The following is a 17,400-nucleotide window of genomic DNA, read 5'->3' as shown; positions in this document are numbered from 1 at the left end:
TTTACAATACAACATTTCCGTTCTCTCGAAGAGCTTTACCTGTGAGGTTGATAAATAATTCGTCGAGGTTACGGGAATTTTCATCCAACAATTCTTCAAGTTTTCCCTCTTTTAATATTTTTCCTTCATCAATAATGATTATATGGTCACAAAGAGATTCAGCCTCTTCCATATAGTGTGTTGTCAGGATAAGAGTGGTTTCCCCTTTGTCTTTTAATTCTTTCAGAATATTCCAAAGATCAAGTCGTGAATGAGGATCGAGTCCGGTAGTAGGTTCGTCCAAAAAAAGAATCTGCGGTGTATTTAGCAGTGCTACTCCTAAAGCAAGCCGCTGCCGCTGTCCTCCGGAGAGTGTTCCCACCATAGATTTTCGTTTACTTTCCAGCCCGGTGAGCTCGATAATTTCATTTGCTCGTTTCTCGCCAAGTCGGAAGAAACTGGCAAACAAGCATAATGTTTCAAAGACAGTAAGCTTGTCTGAAAAGCGTGTCTCTTGCAACGATAGACCTATTATTGCCCGAAGTTCCTTTTCATTCTTATGCCAATTTTTACCCTGCAACAGAATCTCTCCCGAATCAGGCTTTTTTAAACCCTCCATCATCTCAACCATTGTTGTCTTTCCTGCTCCGTTAGGTCCAAGCAAAGCCACAAATTTTCCGGGTTGTATTCCAAAAGAGATACCTCTTACGGCATGTACATCCTTAAATGACTTATATACGTCTTTTACTTCTATCTGATACATTATTCTAATTTATTTACCTGCCTATTTATTATTAAGTGATAAAAGTAATAACGAATTTCATCACTACAAAGTTTTGGTATCTGGTAATCTATTTTGCTTATGGCTCTGAAATCATCTTTATAGCCATATTAAAGTTAACGATAGTTGATGCTAATTGTTTGTTATTGTATGTTTCAGTAAGAATATTTGGGAGGTACTGTATTTGTGATATTCAATACCGCTTTAGAAGCTGCTACGAATAATCAAATTTTTATCTCTAAAGAATATTGTTAGAAAAAGATTAGAGCCCTACTCTTTAATTCTAATATTTTTATAATGATCTGTTTGATATGTATTTATGTCGTAGTATCTACCTTTGCAGTATCAAAATTAGAAAACAATATTATAAAATCAAAAATAGTTTAAATCACAATTAAAAAATTAAAGAAATGAAAAGAATTTATTTATTTATCGTAGGCTTTATCTGTTTGGTAACAATACCGAAAGCGAATGCATGTACACGTGTCGTTTATACCGGAGATAATGGAATGGTAGTAACCGGTCGTACAATGGACTGGAAAACGGAAATGCATAGTAATATATGGGTTTTCCCTAGAGGGATGGAAAGAAGTGGAGAGACTGGAAGCAATTCTTTAAAATGGACCTCTAAATATGGTAGTGTAGTAACATCTGCTTTTGAAATAGCCAGTACCGATGGTATGAATGAGAAGGGTTTAGTTGCAAATTTGTTATGGTTGAACGAGTCTGTATATCCGGCATGGGATAAGAGCAAGCCGGGACTAACTATAGCTGCTTGGGTGCAATATATGCTCGACAACTTTGCTTCCGTGGATGAAGCTGTTTCTTTTGTAGGTAAAAATTCTTTTCAGGTAGTTTCTGATAAGATGCCTGATGGTTCGAGATTGGCAACATTACACCTTGCTATTTCTGATGCTACAGGCGATAGCGCTATTTTCGAATATATAGATGGAAAGCTTAATATCTACCATAGCAAGGACTATAATGTAATGACCAATTCTCCAACTTATGATAAACAGTTGGCCTTGAATAACTATTGGAAATCTATTGGTGGATTGACTTTTCTTCCGGGTACTAATCGTGCTGCCGATCGTTTTGCGAGAGCAAGCTTCTATATCGATGCACTTCCTAAAATAGGAGATGAGAAATTAGCTGTGGCCAGCGTTTTCAGTGTTATTCGTAATGCCTCTGTTCCTTATGGTATTTCTACACCCGATAGCCCTGAAATTTCTACGACACAATGGAGAACTGTATCGGATAGTAAGAATCTGACTTATTTCTTTGAATCGAGTTTGACTCCGAATACATTCTGGGTAAATCTTCAAGATATGAACTTGTCTAAAGGTGCTCCTGTACTTAAATTATCTTTAGCAAACGGTGAAACTTACAATGGAAATACAATAAATAACTTCAAGGTTTCACAGCCGTTCAAATTTCTGGGTGTGAATGATTAAGAAATAAAGATTGAAAAGCCCATTGAAGAAATGGGCTTTTCATTTGTATTCTGCATGTAGTTTATTTCAATGAATTTTGGTCTTTATCCAATAAATATATTACCCGCCTTTTGGCTCTGATTTATACTGATTTAGCATTAGATGTTATATTGCTTTATTCTCGAGCCGTTTTTATCATAAAGTGCAATATTCTTATCTCTCTTAAGAAAATTAGATTTGCACTTGTTCTAAAAGGGTTTACGCTACCAAATACCGATATTATTTTTTCGGTATATAACTGTATAGATTTTTTCTCTTCGGAAAAAGTCATGGGGGGCTTATTCCATTTTATACCGACAATCGGACATTAAGAAGTGTAAAATATTTATTCATAGACCGTGCGTTGCTACTATCTTATTCGTTTGCTCTTATTGAGGAGTATTTATGATAAATCAATTAATTTCTATAAATAATCTAATTATTCTTTGGAGAATCAGATAACATACAAACTATTGGAAGCTTTACAAAAAGGGAACCATAAAGCATTTGAAACTATATTTCTGAAGTATTTTCCGAAAGTAAAGTATTACATAAATGGCTTTGTCAAGTCTGTAGACGTTGCAGAAGAACTAACTCAGAATGTATTTGTCAAAGTTTGGGAGAATCATGATTCGTTTACGATAACTTCTAAGGGTGTTAAAGGCTTTGATTCATATATATACACGATTGCCTATCGACAAACGATCGATTACATCCGAGGTAAACAGATTCGCGAATCATTTTATAATGAACGAATAGTATTACCCTTAGACATAGTAAACGCTGAGGATGAGTATATAGCAAAGGAAACGATGTTGTTGGTAGAAATGGAGATAGAAAATATGCCTGAAAAGCAGCGAACTATATATAAGATGAGCAGGACTCAAGGGATACCGAACGATAGGATAGCCGAACAGCTAGAGATAAGTAAAAGAACAGTCGAAAATCAATTGAGTTTAGCAATGAAAAAAATTAGAAATGTTCTATCATTTTTCTTTTAAAAAATAATTTTACAATGATCATATTATTAGAATATTATGTAACGAAAGAGAGAAAATTACTTTTTTGACCGTGCGTAGATACAAGCTAGATCGTTTTTAATACAGAACGTGAAAGTAAAGCTCAACAAAAAATAGAAAATGGATAATACACCAACTAAGCTATATTATAAGCTTATAAGCCGGTTCTTTGAGAATAGATACTCCGAGAAGTTGGAAGATAAGATACATGCATGGCTGGTTAATCCTGACAATTCTGAAGAAAAGCAAAAAGCTATGCACAGGCTCTGGGATTCATTAGATAACCAGGAAGATTTATCTTCTAAACAAGAATATGAAAAGATTACAAAAAAACTAGGTTTTAACAAGAAGAAAAGAATAAGCCAACGCCCTTATTACTGGCTTCGTGTAGCAGTAGTGTTTTTACCTTTAGTCCTATTGATAGGAATATATAATTTGACGAATGGTGTGCAGAAAGAGAAAGATAATCAGATGGTTGTCGTTGATGTCCCTTATGGCAAACATGAAAAGGTAGGGCTAGCTTGTGGTTCGCAGATATGGGTAAAATCGGGGAGTAGAATTAAATATAATGAAAATTCGAATGACAGCGCAAGAATTATTAATCTGGAAGGGCAAGCTTATTTATCAGTAACAAGGCAGAAGGACATACCATTTATAGTACGCACAAAATATCTAGATGTAAAGGTCCTTGGAACCCAATTTAATGTATCGGCATATCCTGACGACCAATCAACTGTTGTAACACTAAATAAGGGTTCGATTGCTATCCGAACTATTGACAATAAGGAATTTAAATTAAAACCGAATCAGCAGTTTGTATTAAATAACACAACCAAAGAAGGGTTCATACGTGATCTGGATATAAATGTAGTTAAAGATATTGCGGATTGGACGAATGGGAAGATTGTATTTAATAATGAAACACTAAAAGCAATTGCCTTAACGCTTAAACGAGAGTTTGATATTGATGTAGAAATTGATAAAGATGTCGATCTCAACAGAAGTTATACGGTAACGATAGAGCAATCGGATAATTTAACTGAAATAATAGAGATATTCAGATGCTTGGATAATAGCTTATCCTATAAAATAGAAAATAATAAGGTATATATAAGTAATAATAAGACAGAATAACCAACTAAAAAATGCAATTATATAAGAAAATGTATCCACTAATGTATGGATATAGGCTTTACATGCTCAAAACGATATTTTTTTTACTTTGTCTATATACATTGCCAACGCTATCAGCACAGGAGAATGGTCTGACAGTTGTAGGGCAAAATATTTCGGTGAGTGAAATTCTATCTCAGATAGAATCTCAAACAAAATATTCTTTTGCTTTTGTAAACTCCAACTTTAACACAAACCGCAAGATAACAATTAGACTGCATGACGCTGATCTGAAAGCTGTTTTAGATCAGTTGTTGGCAGATACGGACTATACTTATACTATACGGAAGAATCTTATTTTTTTATCTCCGACCAAAACTGCGAAAAGAAAAGAAAACCTTGTTCACATAAATGATACTAAAGAAAGTCCGACTTTATCTGTTGAAGTGGACAAAGAGTTGAATGAAGAAATAAAAGTGATACCTCTTGATCTTTCATTATTACCTGAGAGCAAGAATGTGACTTTGAAATCGATAACCTCCGCAAAAGATTCTTTGGATTTGAACAAAACGGTTGATCTTCTGAATAATATGACAGATTGGAGACCAACTCAGGCGAAGACTCCTCTATGGGCCGTAAAAAGTAACTTGTTGTTTGATATGACTAGCTCGATTGCTTTTGGGACAGAGGTTAAAGTAGGAGAGAGATACAGCCTAGACGTGTCTTTTAGTTACAATCCATGGGAGTTTAATGTTAACAAGAATATGAAACATATACTTGTACAGCCTGAGATGCGGTATTGGTTATGTGAACCTTTCAATGGTCACTTCTTCGGATTACATGCTGTTTATGCTCATTATAATTTGACGGGGATTCCATTCTCAGATTATATGAAAAACAGTCGTTTGCAAGGAGACTTATATGGAGTTGGATTTAGTTACGGATATCAATGGAGTATGTCTAAACGTTGGTCGCTCGAAGGGAATTTTGGAGTGGGCTATTTACATGCTGATTATGATCGATATGCTTGCAAGAGTTGTAAAAAGTTTTTAGGCACCGAGAGCAAAAACTTCTTTGCACCCACTAAGGCTTCATTATCTGTGATTTATTTTATTAAGTAAGAGTTTGCATTAATCAAGGGTCAATAAAAATCAGCAGACATACCTCTACGTATGTTTGACTAATAAAACATAACAAATATATATCTAAAGCCTCTAATGAAAGGCTTAAGTAAAATCATATGAAACGAATATTAATATTTATACTATTTACAATCATTGTATTAAGTGTTTCTGCAAAGGAATATCCGGGACGAATTATTTTTATAAGTAACGAGGTAAAAGAAGTCAATGATAGTCTTCATGTATACTTTAAAGTAAATATTCGTGCAGGTGCTGTCAATGATTGTACTGCGATGTATTTAACACCTCAGTTGCTCTCGAATGGATCAGTTATGGCGTTTCCTTATGTGCTTATTTCCGGAAATAAGAAATACAATCTAATCGAAAGATGGAAGTCTTTAAATAAAGATAAGGTTGAAAATATTATTCCCTATACAACTATTATCATTAATCAGTTTACAGATACATTGCTTACTTATGATTTCAAAGTTCCGTATGAGATGTGGATGGATAGTGCACATTTGGTAATCAAGCAAGAACTAACAGGGTGTAGAAATGAAAATCACTTCTTTACTTTTATGATGAACAATAAGGTAAAAGTACAATCTCACACTCCTTATCAGGTAAATCCTTTAGTCTCTTATATAGAGCCAAAAACTGAATCTAAAATACTTAAGATACAGGGCGAGGCGTATCTTGATTTTCAGGTAGGAAAATCTGTTATTCTTCCGCAATATAGGCATAATCAGAAGGAATTAGAAAAAATAGATGCTTTGGTGAAAAGTATTATTAATGATTCTGATTTAAGAATCAAAAGCTTACTTATAGAAGGTTATGCTTCTCCGGACGGTTCTTATGCTGCGAATGATCGTTTATCTTACACACGAGCAATAGCCTTGAAAAACTATATGAAAGATAAATTTGGTTTTTCGGAAAGCTCCTTTCGAGTAAGTAATATTGCTGAAGATTGGGATAGGCTTAAACAGCTGATACTTCAATCAAATATTGCATACAAGAATGAAATAATAGAGATTATAGATAATGCAGATATTTCTGACGGATACAAATCTGAACTGACAAAACTAGCGAACGGTGTTCCTTATAGACAAATGTCGGACGAATTATTTCCTCAGTTGAGGCGTGTTGAATATAATATAAATGTGGCGGTTAAAGATTATACACTTGATCAGGCCAAAAGTTTATTTCGAAAAAAAGACTCACAACTCAATCAACTCGAACTTTATGAAATAGCTCAAAGCTATGGTGAAGGGAGTAAAGAATTTGTAGAGATATTAGCTGATACTATTCCGAAGTATTATCCCGGCGATCAAACGGCAAATAATAATGCAGGTGCTGCTCTTATTTTAATAAATGAATTGTCTCTAGCCAAAAGAAATCTGTTAAATGCAGGCGCTAATCCATCCTCTTTAAATAATCTTGGCGTCATCTTTTTGAAAGAAGGAGACTTGGATAAGGCTGAAGACTTATTCAAGAGAGCTTTAATGGGAGGGGTTACAGAAGCAAATCACAATCTGAATGAGTTACAGATGAAACTAGAAGATAATCTCAAAGCGGAACGATATAATAAGTATAAATGAGCGGTTTTGTTAATGTGTTGATAATCATTAGAAAAGTATTAGAATTCTAGCTGCTAATTCTAACTTTTTTATAATGAGGTATATAAAATGATCCTCATCTGATATACCTAGCTTTGTACTATAAATTAAAGTGATTGATAATCTCGATTCAGAAAAACCGAAAAAGATTTATTCGATAAATGATTTATAAAGAGAGAATCCATAAATAATTAATTAATTCAAAAACAATTTAAAAAATGAAAGTATTTTTCAACTATTTAATTGCAACTTCAGCTCTGATAGCTGGTTTTTCAAGTTGCTCCAATGATGATGACCTAACAGGTAAGGGTGGAAATCCCACTCCTAATGGTAAAGCTACAACTTTTACTCTTTCGATAGCTCAACCAAAAACTTATGCAGTAGATATGAATGCTACTGCGGATGAAAATAAGATGACCTCAGTAGATGTTTTTATCTTTAACGATAGCGATGTCCTTGAAAAACGGGAGCGTTTGGCTAGTTCAGACTTTTCTTCGTCTACAGATAATGAGTACACAGCTAACAGGACAATTGCGACAACAGTAGGAGCAAAAAAAATCTATGTGGGTGTTAACTTATCCGACGAATTAGCAAGAGATGTTGCAAGTAGAGGCTTGACAGCAATATATCAAGTTTCAAGCGCAAATGATTTAATGAATCCTGCAAACGGTTTTGCTATGTTCAGTAAAGTTGCGTCAAACCCTACTTTTGTAGAGGAAACTGATGCTACTGCTGCTACAGCAAATAAAGTATCAGCAACTGTATCTCGTTTATTAGCAAAGGTAGCCGTAGAAAAAGGCGCAGGATTGCAATATAATGTATTGGGAGGAACCGTATCCGATTTACAGTTCTCATTAAGTAACATTACTAAGTTGTATTATATGCTTCCTAGTGCTTCAACATTTAGTCCAATCAATACGCTAGCAGATTTTTATAAAGAAAATAGTTATAAAGCTGTAAATGCAAATGGTACAGCAATTAAAACAGCAAATGTATCGTATGCTTTGGAAAATGCATCTGCTCAGAGCCTTGAAGGATATTCAACTTATGCTTCTATCCGTGCTAAATTCTTACCAAGTAAAGTCGTGAAATTAGCTATAGCCGGAGATGGTGCTAGCGGATTGGTTAGTGAAACAGCTCCGGTTAATCCCCAAACATTCTATGTTGTATCAAATGCCGGTGTTAAATATTATTTTATAGATCAAACAGATGCTGCTGCTTACGATGCTACAATAAATGGGATCACTCCAACTATGAGTACCTATCAAGACGGATATTGTTTTTACAAGGCCTATTTGAATCCGGCACACAATTATAATATTTTCCGTAACAATCTTTACAAAGTAAATATTACTGCAATTAATGGCTTAGGACAAAGTGGAGACAATATAGATAACCCGGGTCATGAAATCTCTAAACCAACTAATATTACAGTTGATATAGTGGTTGAGCCTTGGGCAGAAAATACTCAGGATAGTGAAATTTTATAATTCTAACATTAAAAGAAAATAGTTAATACCGGTATCGCAAAGCAATGATACTTTGCGATACGGATTAACTTAATAAAAAGATTCTCTTATTGATAAATATTTATAATGAAACACTTGAAATATATACCGCTATTATTTCTGATTCTGTTAGTTTCAATACAATTTTCTTGTATTGACCAGAAGCTGGAAGATTGTCTTCCCGAAAATAAAGATATACGTGTATATTTTGAATACACACCTCGAATCTACTCAGGCACTATTCTGGATACAAAAGAAGTAAAGGATGTAAAGCTTTATATATTTGATAAAGATGGCAACTTTATACAAGAAAAGCATGATGCTCAACCATCCTTTGGGACAGATTATTACATGACTATTTCTCTTCAGCCAGGTACATACACTTTTGTTTCATGGATAAACTTAGAAGATCCATATAAACAAAACAGCTACTCGAATTTAGATGAAAGACGAGTATATATTGAAAAAGATAAAGATGATACTGTGCGAGTAAATCCCCCGGCATTATTTCATGCCTACCGAACATCGTTAGATGTAAGAGATGAGCAAGATCAGAGAGTAGGATTATCTCTTACAAGAAATACAAATACAATAAATATTAAGACGAAAAATTTCGTACCAAACAGTAACGATTACAGGCTCATAATATCAGCTCGTAACGGTATTTATAAATTTGACAACTCATTCGCTTCCGATACGGAAGAGGTTCATTATACAAGTTCTCTGCTAATTGGTGGAGATCAACAATTGTCAGGTTCTCAGAATATACTCAGATTGAGTAAAGACCGTAAAGATCCTATCCTGAAAATTCTAAGTCCTATTACCAGCCAGATTGTCTATCAGGCCAACCTGATGACTCTTATAGAAAAAGTGAATGAAGGTGGAGAGGTGATAGATATCGAAAATACACATACATATGACATTCTATTGACATTTGCTCGTCCTTATGTTCCCGGGCAATCCAATATGGATATAACGGTTACCATCAATGGATGGGTAGTAAATATGGATAATACAGAATTACAATAACTCATAATAATATAGAAAACAGATAATCGATGAAGCAAATATTCTTTTATATACTACCATTACTTTTGGTACTAATCGGCTGTCGTGACGATTATGAAGAAGGAGATCACTTTCCTGTTTCTAAAGAAGGTAAAGTACAAGTACCATTTAGCATAAGTATGCCGGCTCAATTGCCTAAAACCTACGCATTGGATGAAAACGATGAAAATGAAGTTAGATCTATTGACATATTGGCTTTTAAAGTAAATGGCAATGACGAAACCTTTGCTTATCGAGCACAAGCCGATCAAGGTTCGATAGTCGATGATGGAGTTAATAATAAGAAAAAGTTTGTTGTTACTCTCTTTAAAGATGGCTCTCAGACATACCGGTTCGTTACTTTGGCTAATGCTAAAGATGAGTTGGATAATACTTTTGCCGGAGGTATTACAGTTGGTACGTCGAAAGAGGCCATAATGCAACAATTGCAACTTACAGATATAAACAAATGGAATGTAAATAATGGAACTGCCGGATATTTACCGATTCCTATGTGGGGAGAAACCCCCAATAGTATAATAATTCAAGATAATACTACAATTACAGACTTGAAGTTATTACGAATGGTTGCCAAAATTAATGTCAAAATAGACCCTTCAATAAGCGAGAATAGTTTTGCTTTATCAAGTGTGTCTTTATACAACTATTATAGCGCGGGAAGGATTGTTCCTGATGCGGTAAATCTTGTGACAGGTAGCAGCTCAACCGTAGAAAAGCCCACGGTAATAGGTACGACAACTAAAGGACCTATCGACTATGAAGGCTCTAGTATAGTTACGAACAATAGTATTATTAATAACATATATACTTTCGAATCTACAGTACCGAAGACAGCTTCTGAAGTGAACCTGAGTAAAGTAACAACTTTAGTGCTAGGAGGCAAGTATAACGGTTCTACCGAGGTTAGTTATTACCGTGTTGATATCGTTAGTGGAAAGACTTATTTAGATATACTACGAAACCACCTATACACAATTAATATAACCAAAGTGAAATCGGCGGGGTATCGTACCAAAGAAGATGCATTCAACTCTCGTCCTATCAATATTGAGGCAGAGGTTGTTGTTTGGGACGAAGCTGCTATCGGCAATATTGAATTCGACGGACAGTTTATGCTTGCAGTTTCTCAAGGAAAGTTTGATTTTACAAAAAGTGCTTATACTACATTTAGTGATGATAATACAGTAAGCATTAAGACAGACTACAAAAGTAATGATGGTAGTGTACAGGGGTGGAAAGTAACTTCTATCATCGATGATAGTGGTAATCCTATAAACGATTGGTTAAAAACTTCGGTGAATAAAGGTGACGCTAATGTTACTACTGATATGCAACTGATTCTAACAGAAAATAATTCGGGGGCAAATCGACTGGGATATATTACTATCAGTGCCGGAAGACTCGCGTATAAAATTGAAGTGAGGCAAAGTATGGTTCCTCCACTCGAACTGAGATTGAAGAATTTGAACGGTGAAGAAATCAATGAGCTTATATTTGAAAGTCAAACTGCAGGTATAATTCCTGCTAGTCAACAATTTGTAGCTTCATGGATGCCTATTGATAGGGAGTGTAGTTTAACTTATTTAGGCTTGGCTGGAAAGCCTTTTAGCTTTGGATCAGGTTCTGATACTCCCGGATTGAATGGTGTACTTAATACTTCTGCTGGAGGCACAGGAAAACAAACCTTTACGATTTTTCCTGCAGCTTTGACTCAGGCCGAAATAGATGCGAGTCCTCTTATAGAGAAAGCTTCTAAAATTGACTTTACTCTATCTAATGGTGCGGGCTTCACTACCAAAACGATCTATTTACGCCAAATACGTTATGGGTTACAATCTGTGCTAAACCAATATTATATCTTAGATAATTCACAACAAAGTATGAGGATAAAGTCGAATAGCTTATGGAAAATCAGAAGCGTTAGCGACGCTCAATCTTTGTTAGTATCATTTGATATGAACCAAAATGGAGGCTACAACGTGGCAGATGGCGATCTTTTATTATTTACATTAAGGAAACCGCTTGCTGAGGCCGATCTTTCCTCAGAAATAATATTTACATTTTTTGATCCGGCGGGCAAATATCAGGATGTGCAAGTGAAGATTAAGCCTGTAGCTTGTGGTATAAATGGTGTAGCTGTGCCTCTGAAAATAGGTAATAACAATTATTTAACTCATATGTATGGAGATAAGTGTTGGATGGTTGAAAATTCTAGAGAAGGAATCCCTATTACCTATAAATATGAGGGAACCGTTTCAGGAGGTAGTACGAGTTCTGCTTATGTAACTTATAGACCTACAAACTCTCCTGCTCAATATTATTATGGAGATGCTCGAACTCAAGCTTGTCCGGCGGGTTGGCATCTTGCAACACTTACAGAAGCAAATGCTTTGAGACAAATCGTAAATACGGCTATCAGTCAGAACGATGAAACAAAAGGTGCTCAGTATTGGGCAGGACCTAAAGCAATAGGATACCAATCAACTTCTGCTAGTGCAGCCTTAACAGGGGGAGCTTTCAATATTTCTCCGACTTATTACTGGAAAGATTGGTCAGAAAAAGGGTATTGGTGGATATCAGGATCTTATGCGATTGTAGGTACTAATGCAAGTTTGGGTGCTCCAACAACATCATACAACACTACAGCCTTCTTAGGTGTGCGCTGTGTACAAGATTGATGTAAATTAGTATATAAGGCATAGGTAAAGAGAGTGTTGGTCGTTATGCTTTGATAATTAGATGATTAGTGTGTATTGCTGGTTTTTTGTAGAAATTAATAAACAAAGAAGAATAAACTAAAATGAATAAAATAAGCTTACTTATATTAGGCACACTCCTGCTATTGGTGGCAACTATTACTTCTTGCGAAAAAAAGGGTCAACATTATATAGAGAAAATAATCGAAAAAATGGAGAACGGAGGCACATCCGAAGAAATTGTAGAAGTAGAACTTTATACAATTGATTCACTCAACTTTGTGTCACTCGATTCGCTTGGTCTCACAAAACAATATATAAATGCCTGGATAAAACTGTACGTAGATAAAAGTGCTACAGAAAAGTTAGTTAAAGATTCTAAGAGACTGATAGATCGCTTGGGGAAACAATTTCCCGAAGATATAGAGACTTTTATAAAAATCATTGCTCATAATGATGTCCTTACAGAATATTCAGATGCTACTGCTTCTATTGTTGCTTATGCTTATGGAATAGATGTGCCGGCTGAAGGATACAGTGAAATAGCAACACGTCTTCTTGTATCTACAAGACTTCCCGGCAATAAGGCTCCTCAGATTGAAGGATTGCAATCTATGGAGGGGATAAATTCGACAATAGTCTTATTTTACGATGGTAGTTGTGGAATTTGCCAACATTTATTGGATGAGCTGGCAGATAACTACAGTAAATTGACAGAAAAAGGAGTCAGAATTGTGACAATATCTGCAGATGGGAGTAATGAAGCTTTTGAACAGAATATCCAAAAATACCCGTGGCCAGATAAATTGTGCGATTACCAATCGTTTAGCGGTATAAACTTTAAGCGTTTTGGTATAGCAGCTACTCCTGAGATGCTAGTGGTAGATAAAGATGGAATGGTAGTAGATCAGTATAGAAATTTGCAAGAAACAAAATTATTGGATTAGATTATTTCTGTTTGATTACATTCCATTCGATAATATATAAATAAAAAATGAAGACAATAATAAAAATAGCTTTAATCATTTTTTCGGGGATATTATTTGTATCCTGTGAGAAAGACGAAAATACATCTGTTGTAACTTCTAACAAACATGTAATCCTACTTTATTTGGGAGGCGATAACAATTTATCCTCCGAAACTTACCAAAAAATAGAGGCTATTAGGCAAGGCTGGAAAGGCGGCGCCGATAAAAAGCTGTTGATATATACGGATTCAGCCGATACGACCCCGTCATTAATAGAAATAGCCACAGAGAACGGGCAAAACATAAAGAAAACAATCTATAATTATAGCGAAGAGAATTCTGCAAGCAAAGAAACTCTGTCTCGTGTTATAAAAGAGGTGACCGATCTTTATCCCTCTTCATCATACGGCCTCATCATTTTCTCACATGCTTCAGGCTGGTTACCTCAGGCTACATTAACAAGCCCAAGGTCTATTATTATGGATAAGAAACATGAAATGGAACTGGTTGATTTTGCTCAGGCCATTCCTAATAATACTTTTGATTACATCATTTTTGAGGCTTGTTTCATGGCTGGTATAGAAGTCGCCTACGAACTAAAAGAAAAAACAAATTATATTTTGGCATCCTCAGCAGAAATCATATCTCCTGGCTTTACCGCAATTTACCCTAATAGTATAAATAATCTTTCGGGTTCCTTAGAGGGACTTAAACAGTTTGCAAAGGATGCTTTTTCTTGGTTTGATAATAAAACGGGTTATATGCATTCGGCGACATTTTCTCTCATTAAAACGTCCGAACTTGATAGGTTGGCTGGCTGGCTTAAAGAGAATTACAATCCGACTAAGCAAGTTGATATAAATACAATTCAACATTTCGACAGATATTCTTATAGTCTATTCTTTGACTTCGAAGATTATTACAGTGCACTGCTTGAAACAGATGCACAGAGAGATATGTTAAAGAATTTGGTTTCCAATTGTGTTTTATGGAAGGAATCCACCTCATCCTTTATGAAGGATTATAACGGCTTTGATATAAGAAAACATTCGGGGTTGACGGTATATATAGCCCAAAAGCAATTCTCTTATTTAAATACAGAATATAAAAACTTGAAATGGTATAAGGCTTCAGTTAATGTAGAATTAGAATGATAATTAACATTCTGGCACAAATATCATATCCGAATACAGGCGAGTCTCAAGCCTGTGTGTAGTTTTGTAAAGTTTGCGGCCATGTGGATTGGGATAATTCGCATGGCTTTTTTTATATCAAAAACGAATATTATTCAATAACAGATATCAATAATACTGAATTTGATTCTTTAAGAACAGGTGAATAATTAACTCGATATATTTTATTCATGGAAAAACAAAAAATATTATTTTTACTGTAATTGTCTTTAGATATATGATAGTTAAGGAAAATATATAAAAATAGAAGTATGACAAGAAAATATAGTATAATTAAAATTTTATTATGGGTTATTTATCCAATAGTCATTCTGTTAATACTAGGGCTTCTATTTATGACATGTACAAAAAAAGGGTCTGAACAAAATAAGAAAATGGATGAGCATGAACTCGGATTAACACCAAAAATATTTCGTATGGTGACTATGCCTGACGCACTAACCCAAGCTAATGAAAGAGCTGATTATCTATTGTCTCATTATTGGGATAACTTCGATTTTGCCGACACCACCTATATTCATTTACCCGAGATTACAGAACAGGCATTTGTAGATTATATTAATATATTTCCTCAAGTAGACAATGAAAAGGTCTACTCTTCGATATCGAAGATGTTAGAACAGTCTATAAGCCAAGATAGGACGAACAAAGTATATTCATATTTTCTGGATTTGTATAAGAAGTATCTGTACGATGCAAATTCACCGATGCGGGATGATGAATATTATATCCCCGTTGTTGACTGCATTCTTAAAGATACGATTAATGATATGGCAACGAAAGAGCGTGCAAAGTTTTCCTTAATGATGATGCAAAAGAACCGTAAAGGAAATGTTGCGACAAATTTCACCTATACTCTTCAATCAGGGAAACAGGGTACACTGCACCAGATAAAGTCTGAATATACTTTATTGATGTTTTACAACCCCGATTGTCATGCTTGCTCAGAGACGATTTCCTACCTGATACAATCAAAAATAGTCAATACTCTTCTGGCTGAAAGACGGTTGAATATTCTCGCTTTTTATCCGGATGATGACTTGAGTATTTGGAAGAAACATCTTGCAGATATTCCCGAAACATGGATAAATAGTTATGATCAGAAACAGATGCTGAAGAATAAGTTATTATACGATTTGAAGGCAATACCCTCTCTTTATCTTTTAGATAAGGAAAAAAGAGTATTACTTAAAGATGCTAATGTAACAGACATTGAACTCTTTCTGAAAACGAAGGTATCATCATCAATGATATATGATAATGATACCTCCCAATTTTGATTTAAAGTTTTTAATAAGTCCTCATTATTTCTTTAAAATACCATTGCACTTTTCCGAAATTTTCGAGTGAGATGTATTCATTCTCATTGTGAATTGTTCGCTGTTCGTATTCATTTAGTTCAAGAGGTAAAAGACGGTAGATATGATCGCTTACAATCTGATATTTGTAAGCATCAGTTCCTCCTATAGTGATATATGATGTTACTATTGCTTCAGGATATATTTGTGTGATTTTCTCTTTTATCACCTCAAATCCTCTAACGTCTATAGGTGAGATACCCGAAGGTTCGCGTTGGGATATTACTTCTATATTAACGTCGTAACCCTCACATATTTTTTTTACATGCTCCATGACATCAGCAACTGAGTCTCCGGGTAGGATTCGGAAATTTACAGTTACTACTGATTCTGATGACAATACATTCGGTGCATCACTTCCCTTTGCCATTGTAACAGCAGTTGTTGTTCGCACTAGGGCATTCGATGCCGGAGTTTTCTCCATAGTTTTTAATAATAACGGTTTCAGTATCCATTGGTTAGCTATTGCCATGCGAGCGAAGAAATTCATTTCATTACCTATATTATCAAAAAAAGATGCTATCGGAGAAATTATACGTGCCGGAAATTGATTTTCATTTAGTTTTTCTATTATCTCTGCTGCATATATCAATGAACTTTTAGCCGGAGGCATGGAAGAATGGCCGCCAATGCCTTTAACTGTTAGTTGTAAAGTAAGAAACCCTTTCTCGCCGATACCTACCAGAGCCATAGGTTTTTGAATCATCTCCATAGCCGAACCTGGACTTGCAATAATACCACCCTCATCGTAAACAGCGTCGAACCTTAATCCTTTTTGTTTAAAATAGTCTGCAATTTTAAGAGCCCCTTGATACCCACTTACTTCTTCATCGTGCCCGAAAGCGAACCAAATATCTCTTTCCGGCTGAAATCCTTCTGCTATAAGATTGTCAGCACCTTCCATCAGAGAAAATAGCATGACTTTCATGTCAAGTGTACCACGGCCGTATATGCGTCCATTTGCTACTGCACCGGAAAATGGAGGATAATCCCATTTATCCGAAATAGACTGAATGGGAGGTATGGGCTTGTCATTTATTTGGAAAACAGTATCGCTTGTATCCATTGTTGCGGGGTCATAGCCGATTACTGGAACCACATCATAATGAGATAGAAATAGAATAGGCTTCAAACTACTATCTTTTCCTTTCCAATGAAACACTAGCCCATATGTATTGATGCTGTCGGTTTCCATTACTCTATACACTTCAGGATATGCCTGAGCTAGATATTCTTTAAACTCATCGAATGGTTTAAAGTTTGTTTGATTATAAGATTCATTACTGATTGTAGGAATACGTATTCCACCTGCAAAACGATGAATTGCTTTTTCGGAAGGCTGTGTGTTTACTGCTTCTTTATCACTGGAGTCATTTGCCGTATTTCCAAATCTATAGGTAATGGTTCTTATTATAAAAACGAAGGCAAAAATCGCTATTAAAACCAATAAGAAGAGAATAATTTTTTTTGTTTCCATATTTTGATTTTTAGGGTGTTGTTTTTATTCA

Annotated in this window: 13 protein-coding genes; 11 read left to right on the top strand and 2 right to left on the bottom strand. The window is 35.1% G+C overall.

Annotation, left to right across the window (positions count from 1 at the left end; genetic code table 11):
* Window position 1 precedes the first annotated feature (1 nt).
* The gene (locus tag HMPREF9456_RS11390) at window positions 2-742 is read right to left on the bottom strand and encodes an ABC transporter ATP-binding protein (protein ID WP_006843685.1); all 741 of its coding nucleotides are present in this window, start codon (window positions 740-742) and stop codon (window positions 2-4) included.
* Between the two features lie 428 nt (window positions 743-1,170).
* Here HMPREF9456_RS11390 and HMPREF9456_RS11385 point away from each other — a divergent pair, with 428 nt between their 5' ends.
* The 11 genes from HMPREF9456_RS11385 to HMPREF9456_RS11335 all read left to right on the top strand — a co-directional run bounded on the left by HMPREF9456_RS11385 (window position 1,171) and on the right by HMPREF9456_RS11335 (window position 15,814).
* Window positions 1,171-2,214 (top strand): linear amide C-N hydrolase, encoded by a 1,044-nt coding sequence (locus tag HMPREF9456_RS11385; protein WP_006843684.1) that lies wholly within the window; start codon window positions 1,171-1,173, stop codon window positions 2,212-2,214.
* Window positions 2,215-2,678: 464 nt separating this feature from the next.
* Window positions 2,679-3,233 (top strand): RNA polymerase sigma-70 factor, encoded by a 555-nt coding sequence (locus HMPREF9456_RS11380; protein WP_006843682.1) that lies wholly within the window; start codon window positions 2,679-2,681, stop codon window positions 3,231-3,233.
* Window positions 3,234-3,371: 138 nt separating this feature from the next.
* Window positions 3,372-4,385 carry a FecR family protein gene (locus HMPREF9456_RS11375; RefSeq protein ID WP_006843681.1) on the top strand — a complete coding sequence of 338 codons (1,014 nt, stop codon included), beginning with the start codon at window positions 3,372-3,374 and terminating at the stop codon, window positions 4,383-4,385.
* Between the two features lie 11 nt (window positions 4,386-4,396).
* Window positions 4,397-5,485, top strand: coding sequence for a DUF3575 domain-containing protein (locus tag HMPREF9456_RS11370; protein ID WP_006843680.1), 1,089 nt, complete (start codon window positions 4,397-4,399; stop codon window positions 5,483-5,485).
* A gap of 119 nt (window positions 5,486-5,604) precedes the next feature.
* Complete coding sequence (locus tag HMPREF9456_RS11365; RefSeq protein WP_006843679.1) at window positions 5,605-7,083, top strand: DUF3868 domain-containing protein; 1,479 nt, start codon at window positions 5,605-5,607, stop codon at window positions 7,081-7,083.
* Between the two features lie 236 nt (window positions 7,084-7,319).
* Complete coding sequence (locus HMPREF9456_RS11360) at window positions 7,320-8,591, top strand: Mfa1 family fimbria major subunit (RefSeq protein WP_006843678.1); 1,272 nt, start codon at window positions 7,320-7,322, stop codon at window positions 8,589-8,591.
* 105 nt (window positions 8,592-8,696) lie between these two features.
* Window positions 8,697-9,638, top strand: a complete 942-nt coding sequence (locus HMPREF9456_RS11355) for a FimB/Mfa2 family fimbrial subunit (RefSeq protein ID WP_006843677.1) — start codon at window positions 8,697-8,699, stop codon at window positions 9,636-9,638.
* Between the two features lie 29 nt (window positions 9,639-9,667).
* Window positions 9,668-12,355, top strand: a complete 2,688-nt coding sequence (locus HMPREF9456_RS11350) for an FISUMP domain-containing protein (RefSeq protein ID WP_006843676.1) — start codon at window positions 9,668-9,670, stop codon at window positions 12,353-12,355.
* A gap of 122 nt (window positions 12,356-12,477) precedes the next feature.
* On the top strand, window positions 12,478-13,320 hold the full coding sequence (locus tag HMPREF9456_RS11345) for a peroxiredoxin family protein (protein WP_006843675.1): 843 nt from the start codon (window positions 12,478-12,480) through the stop codon (window positions 13,318-13,320).
* 47 nt (window positions 13,321-13,367) lie between these two features.
* Window positions 13,368-14,495, top strand: a complete 1,128-nt coding sequence (locus tag HMPREF9456_RS11340; RefSeq protein ID WP_006843674.1) for a clostripain-related cysteine peptidase — start codon at window positions 13,368-13,370, stop codon at window positions 14,493-14,495.
* A 290-nt stretch (window positions 14,496-14,785) separates the two neighbouring features.
* Window positions 14,786-15,814, top strand: coding sequence for a DUF5106 domain-containing protein (locus tag HMPREF9456_RS11335; RefSeq protein ID WP_006843673.1), 1,029 nt, complete (start codon window positions 14,786-14,788; stop codon window positions 15,812-15,814).
* A gap of 10 nt (window positions 15,815-15,824) precedes the next feature.
* Here HMPREF9456_RS11335 and HMPREF9456_RS11330 read toward each other — a convergent pair whose 3' ends face one another.
* On the bottom strand, window positions 15,825-17,369 hold the full coding sequence (locus tag HMPREF9456_RS11330) for a M20/M25/M40 family metallo-hydrolase (protein WP_006843672.1): 1,545 nt from the start codon (window positions 17,367-17,369) through the stop codon (window positions 15,825-15,827).
* Window positions 17,370-17,400: the final 31 nt, after the last annotated feature.

Origin of the sequence: Dysgonomonas mossii DSM 22836 (genome assembly GCF_000213575.1) — a bacterium.
In the GTDB taxonomy this organism is placed as follows: Bacteria; Bacteroidota; Bacteroidia; order Bacteroidales; family Dysgonomonadaceae; genus Dysgonomonas; species Dysgonomonas mossii.
This window is presented reverse-complemented; position numbering and strand designations above follow the sequence as displayed.

Excerpts from the sequence above, each read along its gene's own strand:
- HMPREF9456_RS11345 (WP_006843675.1), top strand. The coding sequence starts at position 12,478 with ATGAATAAAATAAGCTTACTTATATTAGGCACACTCCTGCTATTGGTG.
- HMPREF9456_RS11330 (WP_006843672.1), bottom strand. The coding sequence starts at position 17,369 with ATGGAAACAAAAAAAATTATTCTCTTCTTATTGGTTTTAATAGCGATT.
- HMPREF9456_RS11375 (WP_006843681.1), top strand. The coding sequence starts at position 3,372 with ATGGATAATACACCAACTAAGCTATATTATAAGCTTATAAGCCGGTTC.
- HMPREF9456_RS11370 (WP_006843680.1), top strand. The coding sequence starts at position 4,397 with ATGCAATTATATAAGAAAATGTATCCACTAATGTATGGATATAGGCTT.
- HMPREF9456_RS11365 (WP_006843679.1), top strand. The coding sequence starts at position 5,605 with ATGAAACGAATATTAATATTTATACTATTTACAATCATTGTATTAAGT.
- HMPREF9456_RS11390 (WP_006843685.1), bottom strand. The coding sequence starts at position 742 with ATGTATCAGATAGAAGTAAAAGACGTATATAAGTCATTTAAGGATGTA.
- HMPREF9456_RS11385 (WP_006843684.1), top strand. The coding sequence starts at position 1,171 with ATGAAAAGAATTTATTTATTTATCGTAGGCTTTATCTGTTTGGTAACA.
- HMPREF9456_RS11355 (WP_006843677.1), top strand. The coding sequence starts at position 8,697 with ATGAAACACTTGAAATATATACCGCTATTATTTCTGATTCTGTTAGTT.
- HMPREF9456_RS11335 (WP_006843673.1), top strand. The coding sequence starts at position 14,786 with ATGACAAGAAAATATAGTATAATTAAAATTTTATTATGGGTTATTTAT.
- HMPREF9456_RS11360 (WP_006843678.1), top strand. The coding sequence starts at position 7,320 with ATGAAAGTATTTTTCAACTATTTAATTGCAACTTCAGCTCTGATAGCT.
- HMPREF9456_RS11340 (WP_006843674.1), top strand. The coding sequence starts at position 13,368 with ATGAAGACAATAATAAAAATAGCTTTAATCATTTTTTCGGGGATATTA.
- HMPREF9456_RS11350 (WP_006843676.1), top strand. The coding sequence starts at position 9,668 with ATGAAGCAAATATTCTTTTATATACTACCATTACTTTTGGTACTAATC.